Genomic DNA, 15,016 nt, shown 5'->3' on the forward strand with positions numbered 1-15,016 from the left:
ATGCTGAACATTCTGCTCAATCGCCTTGGTCAATCGTTGCTAGTGCTGCTCGGCGTTTCGCTGCTGATTTTCTTTAGCCTGCATATGACGGGCGATCCGGCGGCGCTGATGATGCCGCCCGGTTCCAGCCAGCAGGAGATTGACACCTTTCGCCACAGCATGGGCTTTGATCGTCCGCTGATTTGGCAGTACAGCCACTATCTCGGCGGCGTGCTGCACGGCGACTTTGGTGAATCGCTGCGTTACAGCCAGCCGGTGCTGGCTTTGATTGCCGAACGCTTACCTGCCACTGCGCTACTAGCGGTGAGTGCGCTGGCATGGAGTTCACTGCTGGGTTTGCTGCTGGGTATTATCAGCGCCTTGCGCCCGCACAGCCTGTGGGATTTGGTCTGCCGCCTGCTGGCTTTTTCCGGCCAGGCGATCCCGGTGTTTTGGCTGGGATTGCTGCTGATTTTGCTGTTTAGCCTGAAATTACAGTGGCTGCCCTCCAGCGGTTACGGCACCTTCGCCGCGCTGGTGATGCCCGCGCTGAGCCTTGGCGCCTTTTACATGAGCGCCGTGGCTCGCCTGACGCGCGCCAGCCTGCTGGACGTATTGCAACAGGATTATATCCGCACCGCGCGCGCCAAAGGGCTCAGCGCCTGGCGCATCGTGGTGCGACATGGTTTACGCAACGCGCTGATTCCGGTGATCACCGTGCAAGGCATGTATTTCGCCTCGCTGCTCGGCGGTGCGTTGGTGACAGAAATTATTTTTGCGTGGCCGGGCATTGGTCGTCTGGCGATTCAGGCGATTCAAAACCGCGACTTCCCGCTGGTGCAGGCCATCGTGTTACTCGCCGCGGTGGTGTTTGTGGCGATTAACCTGCTGATCGACCTGCTCTATCTGGTGCTAAACCCGAGGATTCGTTTATGAGTCGCCTTGCTGCCACCTTAGATCTGCTGAGTGAATTGACGCGCTGGCCGAGCGTGGCCAGTCAGCTCGCCGCACAGCGCGGGTTAGCCGCCTGGCTGGAACAGTGGATGGTGGAGCAGTTGCACGCCACGATCGTTTATCCGGTGGCGTCGCAAAACGACGACGCTCCACCGCTGGTGCATGTACGCATCGATAACGGCAGCGACAAAACCGTGGTGCTGTACAACATGTACGACGTGATGCCTGCGGATGATGCCGGTTGGGATGTGTCACCGTTTGTCGGCGGCGTTTGTCACTGGGATGACCTCGGCGCGGTGTTTGTCGGGCGCGGCGCCGAGAATAATAAAGGTCCGGTTGCCGCGCTGCTGATCCTGCTGCGTGAGCTGCAGCAGAATCAGCAACTCGATTTCAATATCGAAATCCTGCTTGAGGGTGAAGAAGAGATAGGCAGCGGCGCGCTACGGCGTTATCTGGCGCAGCAGCCTTGCCCGATCGCCCCCGCCGAAGCGGTGCTGTTCCCGTCACTGTGCGAATACGGCGGCGGCGCACCGCGGGTTTACCTCGGCTTTACCGGACTGGCTTCCGGGCGTCTGAGCGTAACCGGCGGCGACTGGGGCGGACCGTCTTCAGCGATTCATGCCAGCAATGCCGGCTGGATCGCCAATCCCGCGTGGCGCCTGGTGCAGGCATTGCATGCCATCGCACCGGCCGAACACAGCGGTGTGCTGGCGTGCAGCACGCCCGATGATGAAGCGAATCCGCTGCTGGCGAGCTTAGCCGAGCGGTTCAGCATCCATGACGAACTGCGTTTTCGTCGCAGCCAGCGCCTGATGATCGAAGGCGACACCCTGAGCTGCCTGCAAACGCTACTTGGCAGCGCGGTATTAACGCTGGCCGAACTGCACAGCGATCCGCCAGGCGGACGCGGTGTGATTCCGTTTCGCGCCAGCGCCGAATTAGCTTTTCGCATTCCGCCGGGCTTCGATCAGGACGCGATGATCGCCACCGTTCAGCAGCGCCTGGCGCAGCCGGATTTAGCCGGTAGCGAACTGCAGCTGTTCGACCGCTACCCCGGCATGCGTTTTAGCCGCCACGCCAGCGGCGTCGATGCACTGATCGCCAGCTATCAAACGCTGGGTGCCGCTCCGCAAATCTGGCCGTGGGCACCGGGCTGCGCGCCCGCCTATGCCTTCGCCGCCGTCGCGCCCGCCTTTCTGATCGGCGGATTAGGCCACGGTGGTAACGCCCATGCCGTCAATGAGTTTGTTACGCTGGCAGGACTGGAACGCTTCCTGCAATCCATGAGCCTATGGCTCACCGCATTCAATGATTCGGCCATTGGCCGGGTCGCGCCACACCAGGGAAACACCGCAGTACATAAAAATACAAGGCTATAAAAATGAAATCAGTTGAAGAGTTTGAACGCGTTCCGCTCGGCTTCTTCCCCACGCCTCACGAGCCGCTGCCGCGGCTCAGTGAGGCACTTGGGATTACGCTGACGATCAAACGCGATGACTACAGTGGCTTCGGCGGCGGCGGCAATAAAGTCCGCAAGCTGGAGTACCTGATGGCGGAGGCCTGCAAAACAGGCGTCAATGTGGTGATCACCACCGGCGGGCATCAGTCGAACCACGCCCGCATGGTGGCCGCCGCGGCGCGCAAGTTTGGCATGCGTCCGGTGCTGGTGCTGCGGGGCAATCCGCCCGCCAACTGGCAAGGTAATCTGCTATTGGACAAGCTGTTTGGGGCCGAGGTGCAGTTCCTCGACCCCGACGGCTACTTCACGCAGATTGAAGGTGCGATGCAGGCGCATGCTGATGCGGCGATCGCCCAGGGTGAAACCCCAATGATTATTCCGCTGGGTGGCGCCACGCCACTTGGCGCGTTGGGTTATGTGCGGGCAGTGGAAGAGATGGCGGCGCAGCTGGCACCGAGCCAGACGCCTGCGCCCGACTTCATCGTCGCTCCTACCGGTTCCGGCGGCACGCTGGCGGGACTGCATGTCGGTACGCGCAACTATTGGCCCGAGACCCAAGTGATTGGTGTAAGCGTCAGCGCCAAAGCCGACTGGTTCCAGCCACGTATTGCCGGCATGGCGCAGGATTGTGCCGATCTGCTGCAGTGGCCGCAACGGTGGCAGCCGGACGACATCTGGATTGAAGATGGCTACGTGGGTCAGGCGTATGGCGTGCCGTCGGACGGCGGTATCGACGCTATCTACAAACTTGCTCAGCTGGAAGGCGTATTGCTGGACCCGGTGTATACCGGTAAAGCCATGCACGGCCTGTTCTCGCTGGTGGAACTTGGGCGCATCCCACAAGGATCGCGCGTCACCTTTGTGCACTGTGGCGGTTCTCCGGCGCTCTATCCGTTCGCCGACCGTCTGCTGGAGCAGTAATGGACGCCATGTTGCGGGTGCTGGATGAAGCCACCGTTGCACAGCTGGGTGGCGACGATGTTGCGCTGGCGCTGGACGATGTCAAAGCGGTGGTTCGCCTGATGCGCCTTGGCGAGGCGCAGATGCCCGCCGAAAATCACATCGACCTCGGTACGCCGTTGGGTAAAGCCTATGCCTTACCGGCGCGCGTCGGCGGCAGCTACAACGCTGCGGGCGTAAAGTGGACAGCACATCGTCCACAGCGACCGGATGCACTGCCTGCGGCGCTGGCCTTAACGTTAATCAACGATGCGCACAGCGGCATTCCGCGGGGTCTGCTGGCCAGCGGTGCGTTAACCGCCGCGCGTACGGCGGCGGTGAGCGCGCTGGCGCTCCAGCTCGCGGCACCGCGTCCGGTGAAAAGCGTGCTGGTGCTCGGTGCCGGTCTGCATGCGCAGGCCCATCTGCGCATGTTGCAACAGCTGTTTCCGCAGCTGGAGCAAATTGGCGTGTGGAATCGCTCGCCTTATAAACTCAGCACATTTCGCGAAGTGCAAATCGAAACCGATCTGCCGCTCGCCTTAGCGCAGCCTTATGATGCGGTGCTGACCTGTACCAGCGCCGCGCAGCCGATTGTCGATGCGGCGGCGGTACGTCCCGGCAGGATTATTGTGCAGGTGGGCTACCACGAAGTCAGTTTTGCCGCGATCAGAGCCAGCAGCAAAGTGGTGGTCGATGCCTGGGGCGACTTCGCCCAGCGCAGCGCTAAAAGTCTGTTTCAGATGTTCCGCGCTGGTGAGTTCCGTGAGCAGGAGGTGGCGGCTGACCTCGCTGCGCTGCTACTCGATAACTGGCGTCCGGAGAGGGATGACAGCGTCTATTTCTCCTCGTTTGGCCTGAACGTATTTGATATCGCCCTCGCCGCCCGCGTGTTACAGGCCGCCGAACACGATGAGCTGGGATCGCTGCAGTCACTGTTCTCGGGAGTTCTGCATGATCATTGATGTGCACACCCTCCAGCAGCGCCAGGCGCGCGGCGAAGCGTTTCTGCTGATCGACGTGCGCGAGTTTGCCGACTGGCAACGCGCCACCTTGCCCGATGCGCAGCACTGTAACGTCTACGACTATTTTATTGAGGATTGCAGCGCGCAAGGGTTAGCAGTGATGGCAGCCGAAGCCGCCACCGCGCTGCAACCGATGTTTACCGCCTGGCCTGGCGCCACGCCGGTATTTTTTGAACAGCAGGTGGGCATGCGATCGCCGCGCGGGGCGTGGTTTGCGTGGCTGCTGCAGCGCGACGATGCGCTAATTCTGGATGGCGGCGTGGATGCGTGGACAGCTGCGGGATTCGAGCTTAGTCCAGGCTTGGGTTTGAGTCGTTCGGTGGCCCATCCTCCCGCAGCCCAGGTGCTGGCGTGGAATGCCGAGATGGTGTGTAGCCGGGAAGCGGTGTTAGCGGCCGATGGCGTGACGGTGATCAACGTCGATGCCCGTCGCCCCAGCGAATTTGATGGCAGTTTTGTCCACGCCTGCTGTCAGCGCGCCGGACGCATTCCTCACTCTGCCCTGTTGTTTTGGGAAGATGTCATTGCTAACGGCCATTTCTTACCCGCAGCGGACATTGCCGCACGTGCCGCGGCGGCAGGACTGAGTAAAAGTGCCAAACTGCAGGTTTATTGCCATCGCGGTGCCCGCGCCGCCACGGTGTTGACGGCATTGAAACTGGCGGGCTATCCGCATGTTTCGATCTACGTCGGTTCCTGGCACGAATGGGCCGAACACCACGAACTGCCGTTGTTACACGGCAGCTGAACGTTGCGCTAACGCCTGCTGAATGTCAGGCGCGGCGGCAAGCAGTTGGCGGGTATAGTTGTCCTGCGGATGGTTAATCACGCTGGCCGTGGCGCCTGACTCGACAATCTTGCCGTGATACATCACCACCACGCGATCGCACAGCTGTCGCACCGCGCTGAGATCGTGGCTGATAAACAGCACCGATAATCCCAGCTTGTGGCGCAACGTATTAAACAGCGCCAGAATCTGCCCACGCACCGACAAATCCAGCGCGGCCACTGCTTCATCGGCCACCAGCAGCTTTGGCTCCATTGCCAGCGCGCGCGCAATCGCAATACGCTGACGCTGACCGCCGGAGAATGCGCCCGGTAAACGTCCGGCATGTTCCGCTTTCAATCCCACTAACGTCAGCAGCTCTTTTACCCGCTCATCCACCGCCGCGCCTTTGCGCAGCTGCCAGACGCGCAGCGGTTCGGCAATCTGCTCACCGACCGTGATCTTAGGATTGAGGCTGGCGTAGGGATCCTGAAATATGATCTGCGTGTGACGCCGTAAGGTGTGCAGCTGACGGCCTTGCAGATGGCGACCTTCGAAATGCACCTCGCCGCCGTCTGCCGCAATCAGGCCTATCGCCGCGCTGCCCAGCGTGGTTTTGCCAGAGCCGGATTCACCAATCAGCCCGACAATTTCTCCCTGCGCAATCGACAGATTGGCCGGATGCAACACGGTTTGGCGTTTGGCCGGCCACAACGGCAGACGGCGCGGTAGCGGATAACTTTTGCAGATATCGCGTAATACCAGCAGCGGCGGCTGTTCCTGCGGTTTGATGGCGTCCGGAATTTGCACCGCCGAGGCAGCAATCAATTTGCGTGTGTAAGCATGGGTCGGTGCGCCCAGCGTGCTGAGTACCGCGCCCTGCTCAACCAGCTGCCCTTGCTGCATCACGCATACGCGATCGGCGTAGCGCGCCACCACCGAGAGATCGTGGGTGATCAACAGGATCCCCATGCCCATCTCCTGCTGTAGCTCCTGCAGCAGCGCCAGAATCTGCGCCTGAATCGTGACATCCAGCGCGGTGGTCGGCTCATCAGCAATCAACAATTGCGGCTGACCGCTGATGGCGCTGGCAATCATCACGCGTTGCCGCATCCCGCCCGACAGCTGATGAATATACTGGCGCGCACGCTGCGCCGGATTGACGATACCAACGCGATCCAGCAGCGCAATCGCTTCCTGCTGCGCCTGTTTCCAGCTGAACTGGCGATGGCGCACCAGCACTTCGGCGATCTGCTCACCGATGCGCAGCGTAGGATTCATGCTGGTCATCGGCTCCTGGAACACCGTAGCGATGCGGCAACCGCGCAGTGCCTGGGTTTTACGTGCGTCGAGCGGCTCGCCATTGAACACCACGCGACCGGCACTCTGCTCCACGCCGGCAGGCAGTAAGTTCATCAGGGCCAGCGAGGTTAAGGTTTTACCGGAACCCGACTCACCGACCAATGCCAGGATCTCCTGCCGATCGAGATGGAAAGAGACGTTGTCCACCAGCAGGCGCTGATCGTGAGTGTGCAGCGAGAGATGTTCAACCGACAGTAAGCGGGCGTTATTCATCAGGCAGGGATTCTCAACAGGGAAAAATACAGGATATATCCTGCACATAAGGTGAACAAGACCGTTAGGTTATGACACTGTGCGTTGCGGAATAAGCCTGTTTGCTGGCAGGCAAAGCGCGATGGCGCCTCACCTAAACCCAAATGAACAGAAATTTGCCGCTACTGCGACAAACTCAAAATCGTGCGGATGTTCTGCGCGGTTGTCGCAATAATATCAATCGCGCCGGTACGCAGCGCGCCGAGGATCGCCATCGCTTTAGTATTTTCGGCGGCAATCGCAATCACGCAGGGAATTTTGCGTAACTCTTCAATGCTGAGGCCAATAACACGGTCGTTCATCACCGTATCGACGTGCTGCCCCTGCGAATTGAAGAAGTCATAGCCAGCGACATCGCCGGTGACGCCCTGATTGACGCTGGCATCGATGATTTCGTGCGGCGTAAACCAGCCGAGTTTAACCATGTAGCTGTTTTCGTTCATGTCGCCGATCCCCACCAGCGCCACATCCGCTTTGCGTGCGCGGTCCAGCGTCTCTTTGATGGTGCCGTTTTGCATAAAGGCATCACGCAGCGCCCGATTTTCAACATAGGCGGGCGCATACAGCGTTTCGCTGATGCCGCCAAACTTCTTCGCCATGCGGCGGCTGATGTGATCTGCGTTGATGGCATCGCCCGGACGATGGGTGCCGCCAATACCGCTGATGAACAGGCAGTTGCGCGTCGGGACCTGGCCGGGATAATCGGCGACAGCGGCGACATTACGTCCTTGCCCCACGGCGACAATCGCGTCGTCTTTTAACGACTGCGCCAGATGTGACGACACCAGCGCGGCGACCTGACGTCGCTGCTCATCCTGATCCGGCTGATCGAGCGCAATCAGCGCACGCTGCAGCTGCGGAAAGCGATTTTGTAGCTGTTGTTCAAGACGCGTACTGAATACCGGATGATAACGCACGTTAATTTCGACGATGCCCTCTTCACGGGCGCGCTTCAGTAATCGGCCGACTTTGATACGAGAAATCCCAAACTTACGCGCAATCTCCTCCTGGGTGATTTCGTCCTGATAATAGGCGACGGCAATTTCCGTCAGCAGCTCGGAGTCCTGAGAAAGCGTGTTTTTTTCCATCCGTAACCTGTCTTGTTTTGTGATATCTGAATGCTCAGATTTTCGATTGTGCAACCGCACATTCTGTAGCGGCGCAATTTATTGCGCGATAAATCGCGCCGCTACAGAATGTGCGTGCTGCAAGTAAACTTTGGCAGGGAGTTATATCATTGATACGACTCGCTTCGCCAGACAGCAGCGCCGCGAGTCGTAGGACGCGTCACGCTTAGCGCTTGATCGCATCGATTTTCAGCATACGGGCAATCACGATATCCAGCTCTTTCTGATCGAAGATTTGCTTCCAGTCTGGTTTCACAATCTTCTCGCGACCGTACTCCATGGCGATCATGCAGGCATCTGAGAACGGGTTGGTGGCGCGGAACGCCACCGCCAGCGCGATCTGAATATGGCCGTACAGCATCGCTTTGGCCGCCTCTTCCGGTACGCCGCTGTGTTTTACGGTTTCATCCAGCGCTTCTTTCATAAATGCGCCGACCATGCAGGCGACGGTCTCCACCAGCGTCGGCTCCAGATACGCCAGTTGCGTTACGGTTACCCAATGTACTTGCTCAACCGGGCCGTACATCACGCTGATCACCTTACTCAGCTCGGCTTTCTGCTCATCAGAACCGCTTTCATAAGAAGCCGCGACATGCTGAACGGCTGCAATGCCGCCGAACGCATCGGCATGCTCCTCTTTGGTGTAACGCTCAAGGAACACTGACGGATGGCAAGGATGCGCTACCGCGTATTCGATGCCATCACGATGGGCGATCAGATTGGCGTACGCCGCTGCCGGGTCCAGCGTCAGCAGAATCGCGCCCGGTTTCATCTGTGGAACCACGCCTTCAGAGACTTTGCCCAGCACGATATCAGGCACCGCCAGAATCACCACATCACTCAACGGCACCACGGAGGCGGCATCAGAGAGTTCGCGGCCCTGGGCGCTCACCTGCTCTTGTGCCTTCGGCGAGTTCTCACAGTAAAATACCTGGTAATCGCTTTTCTGGAAGTTGGCAGAAATACGCATACCCATTTTGCCGCCCGCGCCAATCACGGTGATGGTTTTCAGTTGCACGCTCATGTTATTACTCCTGATCTTGTTTACTACGTAAGAATTCAACGGTGCGGCGAGTCCATTCGGCTTCTCGCTCGCAGGTTACCGCGGCATCGTCCTGCCATGGCAACCAGTGTTCGACGATTTGGTTAATGCCTTTATCCGCCGGGCGCACGCTGGCGATCATCCGGTCATAATCCAGCAAGCCTTCGCCCATCGGGCAGCCGGCAAACGTAAAGCCGACCCAGCCATCACGGCGCGTAAAGGCAAAGTCTTTGATGTGCAGATTGCCGACGCGCGCGGCGGTGTTGGCGATTACCTGCTCAGGTAACTCCAGTCCGGCGACACAGTTGGCGGGATCGAGACACACCGCCAGCCACGGCGACAGGAACCGGTTGATCACCGACATCATCGCGCCGCTGTTTACCTGCTCATAGGTCTCCAGACAGAGACGCACCTGCTGGCGGGCGAAATCCGGCAACACGGCGGCAATCAGTTCAGCGGCTTCATCCAGCGACGGGCGATGGTCGGCGGTATAAAACATCGAGCGCACGACCTGTGCATCAAGGATGTGCGCTATATGCAGATAACGCTGCAGATGCGCAGTGCCGAGGCCGCGCGTCCCCAGTTCCAGCGTGATGCCCAGCGCATCGGCCTGCTGCCGCAATGCCAGCAGCTGTGCGTCTGACCAGCTCTCAATCGCCGGATAGTCGCAGATTTGAAACACCAACACATCGAGATCGGCGGTCTGCTGCAGCATCTGCTCCAGCGTCAGCGGATTGGGCACTTTCGATGACATGCGCCAGAAAAAGGCGTAAGTGCTGAGTCCGATCCGGCTCATTAACGGCGCTCCTGAGCCAGTTCGCTGGCTTCCTCAATGATGTGTGCCAACGCGTTAGGATCGTGGGCGAAACGGCCAAGGAACAAGCCGTTGACGTCGCTACCAAGGCGCTGAATCAGTCCCGGCCCGGCGCTGCCGCCGTAAATGACTTTCAGGGTGATGCCCGCCGGCGTGGCCAACTGCTGCAATCCGGCGCACACCGCGCGGATGTAGCTGTCTGGCGCCGGTTGTGGCGCGCCAATCGCCCATTGCGGTTCGTAGGCAAAGAACACCTCACCTTTTAATCCTTGCTGTGCGGCCTCGGTCAGCGCTTCAGCCAGCTGCTGTTCACACAGCGCGATCGCCTGCTGCGGTTCCGCCTGCTGCTCTTCACCAATGCACAGCACCGGCGTTATGCCGTGGCGCAGCGACATCGCCACTTTGGCGGCGATCTGCACTTTGTCTTCATGAAAATGACGACGACGCTCGGCGTGACCAATCTCGGCCAGCGAACAACCTAACTCTTGCAGCATGCTGGCGCTGACTTCACCGGTCCAGGCGCCGTTCTCTGCCTGACACACATCCTGGCCGCCAAAGCGAATCGGCGTGTTGGCAAAGATCTCCGCTACGGCGGGAATGGCGGGATAAGCCGGCAACACAAACAGACCCACTTCGCCGCTTTTCACTGCCGGATGTTCCGCTACGGCAGCCACATCACGGCACCACTGCAACGTTTGCTGATAGCCGAAATACATTTTTAAACTGACGCCGAGCCAGATTTTTGGCTGAGACATGCTTCAAGCTCCTTGTTCCGAGGCACTGTGTTCTTTTAGCAGATCGCCAACGGTATTGACGATTAACGCCAGCGAAATCGCTCCGGCATCTGGCGTACCCACGCTTTTCTCTGCCAGCGGACGCGCGCGTCCCATCTTCGGCACCAGCTGCGCGGTATCCTGCGCTGCCTTATCTGCCACCTTTGCCGCGGCTAGCCAGGCGTCGGTTAACGAAGCACCTGCGGCGACCGCTTCATTCAGGCTGTCGCTGAACGGCACCAACACATCGACCATGGTTTTATCGCCAACCCGCGCCTTGCCAAAATGCATAATGCCCTCTTTGGCTTCGCGCACGCCGGTTGCCACACGCTGTGCGTCTGGCGTCTGACGATCGCCGAGCGCGGTACCGAGCGCGGTGAGCGCCACGCCCCATAAAGCGCCGGAGGTGCCGCCGGCTTTATCGGCCCACGCATCTGCCGCACGGCATAGCAAACTACCGGCACCGGCACCGCGCGCGGCGACGTCACGCGCTTTCTCAACCGCACCCAATACGCCGCGCTCCATGCCAATACCGTGATCGCCGTCACCGGCCACCGCATCGATATCGCCGAGACGCTCAGCGTTACGCTGTAACATTTCCGCCACGGATTCGAGTAACTGCAGCACGCGCTTTGCGCTCTCCTGGGACTCAACCGTTGCGGTTGGCAACGCCTCTTCACTGCTCTCTTCCAGCTCGGCGGCGCTCAGCGGCTCAGCAACCAATACGCTCCCTTTGCGATAGGCTGGCGTATTGGTTGGCGCGCGCCACAGGGTTTCCAGCTGATCGTCCAGCCACATCAGCGTCAGCGAAGCTCCAGCCATATTAAAGCTGGTGACGAACTCGCCGACATCCGGCTCAACCACCTGCAGTTTGGCTGCGTCGAGCAGCTGCGCCACGCGGCGATAGACGACAAACAGCTCTTCATATTTTACCGAGCCCAAACCGTTGAGGATCACCGCCACGCGCTGACCTTCGGCCTGCTGGATGTCGTCCGGCAGTTCATTCAGCAGACGCTCAATAAAGATCTCTGCCAGCTCATCGGCGCTTGGCATGTCTGTCTCTTTAATCCCCGGCTCGCCGTGAATGCCGAGACCGAGCGCCATGCGCCCTTTTTCCACTTCGAACAACGGATGCGACGCGCCCGGCAGGCTGCAGCCGGAAAATGCCACGCCAAAGGTGCGGGTGCGTTGATTGGCGTGCTGCGCCAGTTGCAGAACCTGTGATAAATCGTGGCCCGCTTCGGCGGCGGCGCAGGCGGCTTTAAATACGCACAGATCGCCCGCCACACCGCGACGTTTCTCCAGCTCATCTTTGCCTGCGCTGGAGATATCGTCGGTCACCGCCAGCACTTCACAAGGGATACCTTCCGCGCGCAGGCGTTCGCACGCCTGGCCGAAGTGCAGCACATCACCGGCGTAGTTGCCGAACATCAGCAGCACGCCCGCGCCGTTATGCGCCGCTCGTGCCACGTTGTAAATCTGCTGCGCCGACGGTGAAGCGAATAAATTGCCCATCGCCGCGCCGTGTGCCAGACCTTGTCCAACCAACCCGGCGAAGGCCGGATAGTGGCCGGAGCCGCCGCCCACAATCACCGCGACGGTATTCGGCTCGCTGCGCGTGCTGCGCACCACGCCGCCAGCAACCTGACGGACTTTGTCAGCGTTGGCGGCGACAAAACCTTCGATGAGCTCAGCGGCAAAGGCTGAAGGTTGGTTAAACAGGTAAGTCATATTAATGCTCCTGAGCTAAAGAGGTCGGCTGAGACGGCGAGCGACGGCGGTTAAGTAACAGCATGAGGAAGGCTGACAGCAGCATGAATCCACCCACCACGAACATCGGCAAGGCGTAGCTGTTGGTGGCGTCATGCAGCGCGCCGGTAATGTAGCCCGCGGAGAAGCCCGCTACGTTTCCTAAGGTATTGATTAAGGCAATGGCTGCGGCAGCAGAGGCGCCGGTCAGGAATTGCGTCGGTAAGGTCCAGAAGTTCGGCAGTGCGGCGAAGATCGAACTGGCGGTGATCGCAATCACCATGATGGTGGTGAACGGCGAATCCATATACAGCGCCAGCGGTACGCTGATGCCGCCTGCCAGTGCCGGAATCGCGATGTGCCAGGTTTTGCAGCCGCGACGGGTGGCATCTTTCGACCAGAAGAACATCACCACGGCGGCGATCAGGTATGGCACGCCGGTAATCAGCCCTTTTTGCATCACGTTGAAGGTGGTGCCGAACTGCTGTTGGAAGCCGGCGATGATGGTCGGCAAGAAGAACGCCAGTGCATACAGGCCATAGATAAAGCCGAAGTAAATCAGGCACAGCATCCAGACGCGGCCATTACCCATCACTGAGCGTAAGCTGTGTTTCTGATGGCCCTGCTTCTGCTGATGCTCGGCTTCAAGCTCAGCGGTGAGCCAGGTTTTCTCTTCAGCGGTTAGCCACTTGGCCTGACGCGGTGAATCCACCAGCCAGAACAGCGCGGCGATACCAATCAGAATCGCTGGAATTGAGACGCCCATAAACATCACGCGCCAGCCTTCCATGCCAAACAGACCATGCTGCTGAATCAGTGAGGCGGCTAATGGCGCACCGAACACCACCGTCAGCGGTTGGGCAAGATAGAACAGCGACAGGATTTTGCTGCGATGACGCCCCGGCACCCACATGCTGAGATAGAGAATCGCGCCAGGGAAGAAGCCGGCTTCGGCGATACCCAACAGCAAACGCAGCGTATACAGACCTTCCACACTGCTCACCCATGTGAACAGCAGCGAGACAATGCCCCAGCTGATCATGATACGCGCCAGCCAGCGGCGCGCGCCGAACTTATGCAGCGCCAGGTTGCTCGGCACTTCCAGCAGGATATAACCAATAAAGAAGATGCCCGACGCCAGGCCGAACTGCAGTGCGGTGAGGCCGAGGTCTTGCGTCATGCCGTTGGGGCCGGCAAACGAAATCGCGGTGCGATCGAGGAAGTTAATAAAGAACATCAGCGCCACGAACGGCACTAAACGCCAGGAGATTTTTCTGATGGTGGATTGCTCCACCGCCGTCATTGTTGGTTGTTTCATAACGCACCTCCACGACGTGCGTGAGTGATCATTTCTTTTGGTGGTGTTGACCAAACGCCAAAGGGGCGCTGGCTGCAGGAGTACTGAGAGGTACGGTGTAAATGACACATGTTCGAGTCCTCGATGGGTCTTCTTGTACATTGGTATAGTCATGCGAACATATGAACAGTACACGGATAAATGTGCACACCTCAACTGCAACACGTGAAAGTGTGAGCGCGCTCATGAGATTTGATTTTGACTAAATTATCGGAGTTTTACCCTGATAAGCGCGGGCAGCAGCGCGCGGGCGGGGTTTTACGCGGGATTTATCGGCGGCAATCACGGTTATTCATATGAACAGCCATTGAACATATGATTGTATTTATGGCAGGCTGTAGCTGAACATCTTCTCGCCTGCGGAACAAATGAGCAGGCGTCAATGCATACCCTGCTGGAGTACCATGATGAAAACAATCGCAATTGGCGCCGATGATGCGGCTATCGAATTGAAAAATGTGATTAAAAAGCTGCTGGAAGAGAAAGAGTATGCGGTGACGGACTACACCAATGACGCGCAAAATGACCGTCCAATGTACCCGGACGTGGCATTTGCGCTGGCCACGGCCATACAGAAAAATGAGTTTGAGCGCGGCATCCTGCTGTGCGGTACCGGCATCGGTGTGGCGATTGTCGCTAACAAGGTGGAAGGCGTGCGTGCCGCGCAGTGCCACGATACCTTCTCCGCCGAGCGTGCCCGCAAGAGCAACAACGCGCAGATCATGACCATGGGCGCGCGCGTTATCGGGCCTGAACTGGCGAAGAACATTGTGAATGCCTGGCTGGCATCGGAATTCGAAGGCGGCGGATCAACCGCCAAAGTTGAGAAAATCGGTTATTACGAGCAAGTGTCCCACGCTAAATAAGCGCCGACCTCGCCCCTCTGGAGAACCTTATGTCTACACGCCGGGAAAGAGCCAACGCCATTCGTGCGTTAAGTATGGATAGCGTACAACAAGCCAATTCGGGACATCCGGGTGCCCCGATGGGCATGGCGGATATCGCCGAAGTGCTGTGGCTCGACTTTTTGCAACACAATCCGCGTAATCCAAACTGGGCCAACCGCGACCGCTTTGTGCTGTCTAACGGTCACGGCTCAATGCTGATTTACAGCCTGCTGCACCTTAGCGGCTACGATTTGCCGCTCAGTGAATTAAAAAATTTTCGTCAGCTGCACTCGAAAACGCCAGGCCACCCGGAATACGGCTACACCGCAGGCGTGGAAACCACCACCGGCCCGCTGGGCCAGGGCATCGCTAACGCCGTTGGCTTCGCCATTGCCGAGCGCACCCTGGCGGCGCAGTTCAACCGTCCGGGCCATGACATCGTAGACCATAACACCTACGTGTTTATGGGCGACGGCTGCATGATGGAAGGTATTTCACACGAAGTGTGCTCCATCGCCGGCACCGCGAAGC

At 59.0% G+C, this 15,016-nt stretch carries 13 protein-coding genes and 1 pseudogene; 7 read left to right on the forward strand and 7 right to left on the reverse strand.

The annotated features are described in order from the left end of the window. Genes AC790_RS23930 through AC790_RS23950 form a run of 5 tightly spaced genes read left to right on the forward strand, consistent with a single transcriptional unit; the run spans nucleotide 1 to nucleotide 5,104 of the window. Entirely contained in the window at nucleotides 1-915 is a 915-nt protein-coding gene (locus tag AC790_RS23930) for an ABC transporter permease (protein ID WP_007888333.1), read from the forward strand. Beyond that, entirely contained in the window at nucleotides 912-2,312 is a 1,401-nt protein-coding gene (locus AC790_RS23935) for a M20 family metallopeptidase (RefSeq protein ID WP_049853521.1), read from the forward strand. Before AC790_RS23930 ends, AC790_RS23935 begins: the two co-directional genes overlap by 4 nt. Nucleotides 2,313-2,314: 2 nt before the next feature. Beyond that, on the forward strand, nucleotides 2,315-3,313 hold the full coding sequence (locus AC790_RS23940; protein WP_049853522.1) for a 1-aminocyclopropane-1-carboxylate deaminase/D-cysteine desulfhydrase: 999 nt from the start codon (nucleotides 2,315-2,317) through the stop codon (nucleotides 3,311-3,313). After that, the gene (locus AC790_RS23945) at nucleotides 3,313-4,296 is read left to right on the forward strand and encodes an ornithine cyclodeaminase (RefSeq protein ID WP_049853523.1); all 984 of its coding nucleotides are present in this window, start codon (nucleotides 3,313-3,315) and stop codon (nucleotides 4,294-4,296) included. Before AC790_RS23940 ends, AC790_RS23945 begins: the two co-directional genes overlap by 1 nt. Then, nucleotides 4,286-5,104, forward strand: a complete 819-nt coding sequence (locus tag AC790_RS23950) for a rhodanese-like domain-containing protein (RefSeq protein ID WP_049853524.1) — start codon at nucleotides 4,286-4,288, stop codon at nucleotides 5,102-5,104. Before AC790_RS23945 ends, AC790_RS23950 begins: the two co-directional genes overlap by 11 nt. Here AC790_RS23950 and AC790_RS23955 read toward each other — a convergent pair. The 7 genes from AC790_RS23955 to AC790_RS23985 form a co-directional block, all read right to left on the reverse strand. Further along, nucleotides 5,090-6,697, reverse strand: a complete 1,608-nt coding sequence (locus AC790_RS23955) for an ABC transporter ATP-binding protein (protein WP_049853525.1) — start codon at nucleotides 6,695-6,697, stop codon at nucleotides 5,090-5,092. The two genes, AC790_RS23950 and AC790_RS23955, sit on opposite strands and share 15 nt — an antisense overlap. Nucleotides 6,698-6,858: 161 nt before the next feature. Next, on the reverse strand, nucleotides 6,859-7,824 hold the full coding sequence (locus AC790_RS23960; RefSeq protein WP_007888326.1) for a sugar-binding transcriptional regulator: 966 nt from the start codon (nucleotides 7,822-7,824) through the stop codon (nucleotides 6,859-6,861). Nucleotides 7,825-8,029: 205 nt separating this feature from the next. Further along, nucleotides 8,030-8,887 (reverse strand): phosphogluconate dehydrogenase C-terminal domain-containing protein, encoded by an 858-nt coding sequence (locus tag AC790_RS23965; RefSeq protein ID WP_007888325.1) that lies wholly within the window; start codon nucleotides 8,885-8,887, stop codon nucleotides 8,030-8,032. Nucleotides 8,888-8,891: 4 nt separating this feature from the next. After that, on the reverse strand, nucleotides 8,892-9,701 hold the full coding sequence (locus AC790_RS23970; protein WP_049853526.1) for a sugar phosphate isomerase/epimerase: 810 nt from the start codon (nucleotides 9,699-9,701) through the stop codon (nucleotides 8,892-8,894). Further along, a complete protein-coding gene (locus tag AC790_RS23975; RefSeq protein WP_049853527.1) occupies nucleotides 9,701-10,474 on the reverse strand; it encodes a triose-phosphate isomerase family protein in 774 nt (257 codons plus the stop codon). The genes AC790_RS23970 and AC790_RS23975 overlap by 1 nt, the downstream gene beginning before the upstream one ends. 3 nt (nucleotides 10,475-10,477) lie before the next feature. Then, complete coding sequence (locus AC790_RS23980; RefSeq protein WP_049853528.1) at nucleotides 10,478-12,223, reverse strand: dihydroxyacetone kinase family protein; 1,746 nt, start codon at nucleotides 12,221-12,223, stop codon at nucleotides 10,478-10,480. A 1-nt stretch (nucleotide 12,224) separates the two neighbouring features. Next, on the reverse strand, nucleotides 12,225-13,559 hold the full coding sequence (locus AC790_RS23985; RefSeq protein ID WP_049853529.1) for an MFS transporter: 1,335 nt from the start codon (nucleotides 13,557-13,559) through the stop codon (nucleotides 12,225-12,227). A 446-nt stretch (nucleotides 13,560-14,005) separates the two neighbouring features. Between AC790_RS23985 and AC790_RS23990 the strand changes: the two genes are divergently transcribed. Together AC790_RS23990 and AC790_RS23995 are read left to right on the forward strand one after the other, a co-directional pair. Next, nucleotides 14,006-14,464, forward strand: coding sequence for an RpiB/LacA/LacB family sugar-phosphate isomerase (locus tag AC790_RS23990; RefSeq protein ID WP_049853530.1), 459 nt, complete (start codon nucleotides 14,006-14,008; stop codon nucleotides 14,462-14,464). Nucleotides 14,465-14,493: 29 nt separating this feature from the next. Then, nucleotides 14,494-15,016, forward strand: a pseudogene (locus AC790_RS23995) (transketolase); the annotation flags it as partial.

The sequence above is a fragment of the Pantoea sp. RIT-PI-b genome (assembly GCF_001187905.1).
GTDB lineage: Bacteria > Pseudomonadota > Gammaproteobacteria > Enterobacterales > Enterobacteriaceae > Pantoea > Pantoea nemavictus.

Excerpts from the sequence above, each read along its gene's own strand:
- AC790_RS23930 (WP_007888333.1), top strand. The coding sequence starts at position 1 with ATGCTGAACATTCTGCTCAATCGCCTTGGTCAATCGTTGCTAGTGCTG.
- AC790_RS23935 (WP_049853521.1), top strand. The coding sequence starts at position 912 with ATGAGTCGCCTTGCTGCCACCTTAGATCTGCTGAGTGAATTGACGCGC.
- AC790_RS23940 (WP_049853522.1), top strand. The coding sequence starts at position 2,315 with ATGAAATCAGTTGAAGAGTTTGAACGCGTTCCGCTCGGCTTCTTCCCC.
- AC790_RS23945 (WP_049853523.1), top strand. The coding sequence starts at position 3,313 with ATGGACGCCATGTTGCGGGTGCTGGATGAAGCCACCGTTGCACAGCTG.
- AC790_RS23950 (WP_049853524.1), top strand. The coding sequence starts at position 4,286 with ATGATCATTGATGTGCACACCCTCCAGCAGCGCCAGGCGCGCGGCGAA.
- AC790_RS23955 (WP_049853525.1), bottom strand. The coding sequence starts at position 6,697 with ATGAATAACGCCCGCTTACTGTCGGTTGAACATCTCTCGCTGCACACT.
- AC790_RS23960 (WP_007888326.1), bottom strand. The coding sequence starts at position 7,824 with ATGGAAAAAAACACGCTTTCTCAGGACTCCGAGCTGCTGACGGAAATT.
- AC790_RS23965 (WP_007888325.1), bottom strand. The coding sequence starts at position 8,887 with ATGAGCGTGCAACTGAAAACCATCACCGTGATTGGCGCGGGCGGCAAA.
- AC790_RS23970 (WP_049853526.1), bottom strand. The coding sequence starts at position 9,701 with ATGAGCCGGATCGGACTCAGCACTTACGCCTTTTTCTGGCGCATGTCA.
- AC790_RS23975 (WP_049853527.1), bottom strand. The coding sequence starts at position 10,474 with ATGTCTCAGCCAAAAATCTGGCTCGGCGTCAGTTTAAAAATGTATTTC.
- AC790_RS23980 (WP_049853528.1), bottom strand. The coding sequence starts at position 12,223 with ATGACTTACCTGTTTAACCAACCTTCAGCCTTTGCCGCTGAGCTCATC.
- AC790_RS23985 (WP_049853529.1), bottom strand. The coding sequence starts at position 13,559 with ATGAAACAACCAACAATGACGGCGGTGGAGCAATCCACCATCAGAAAA.
- AC790_RS23990 (WP_049853530.1), top strand. The coding sequence starts at position 14,006 with ATGAAAACAATCGCAATTGGCGCCGATGATGCGGCTATCGAATTGAAA.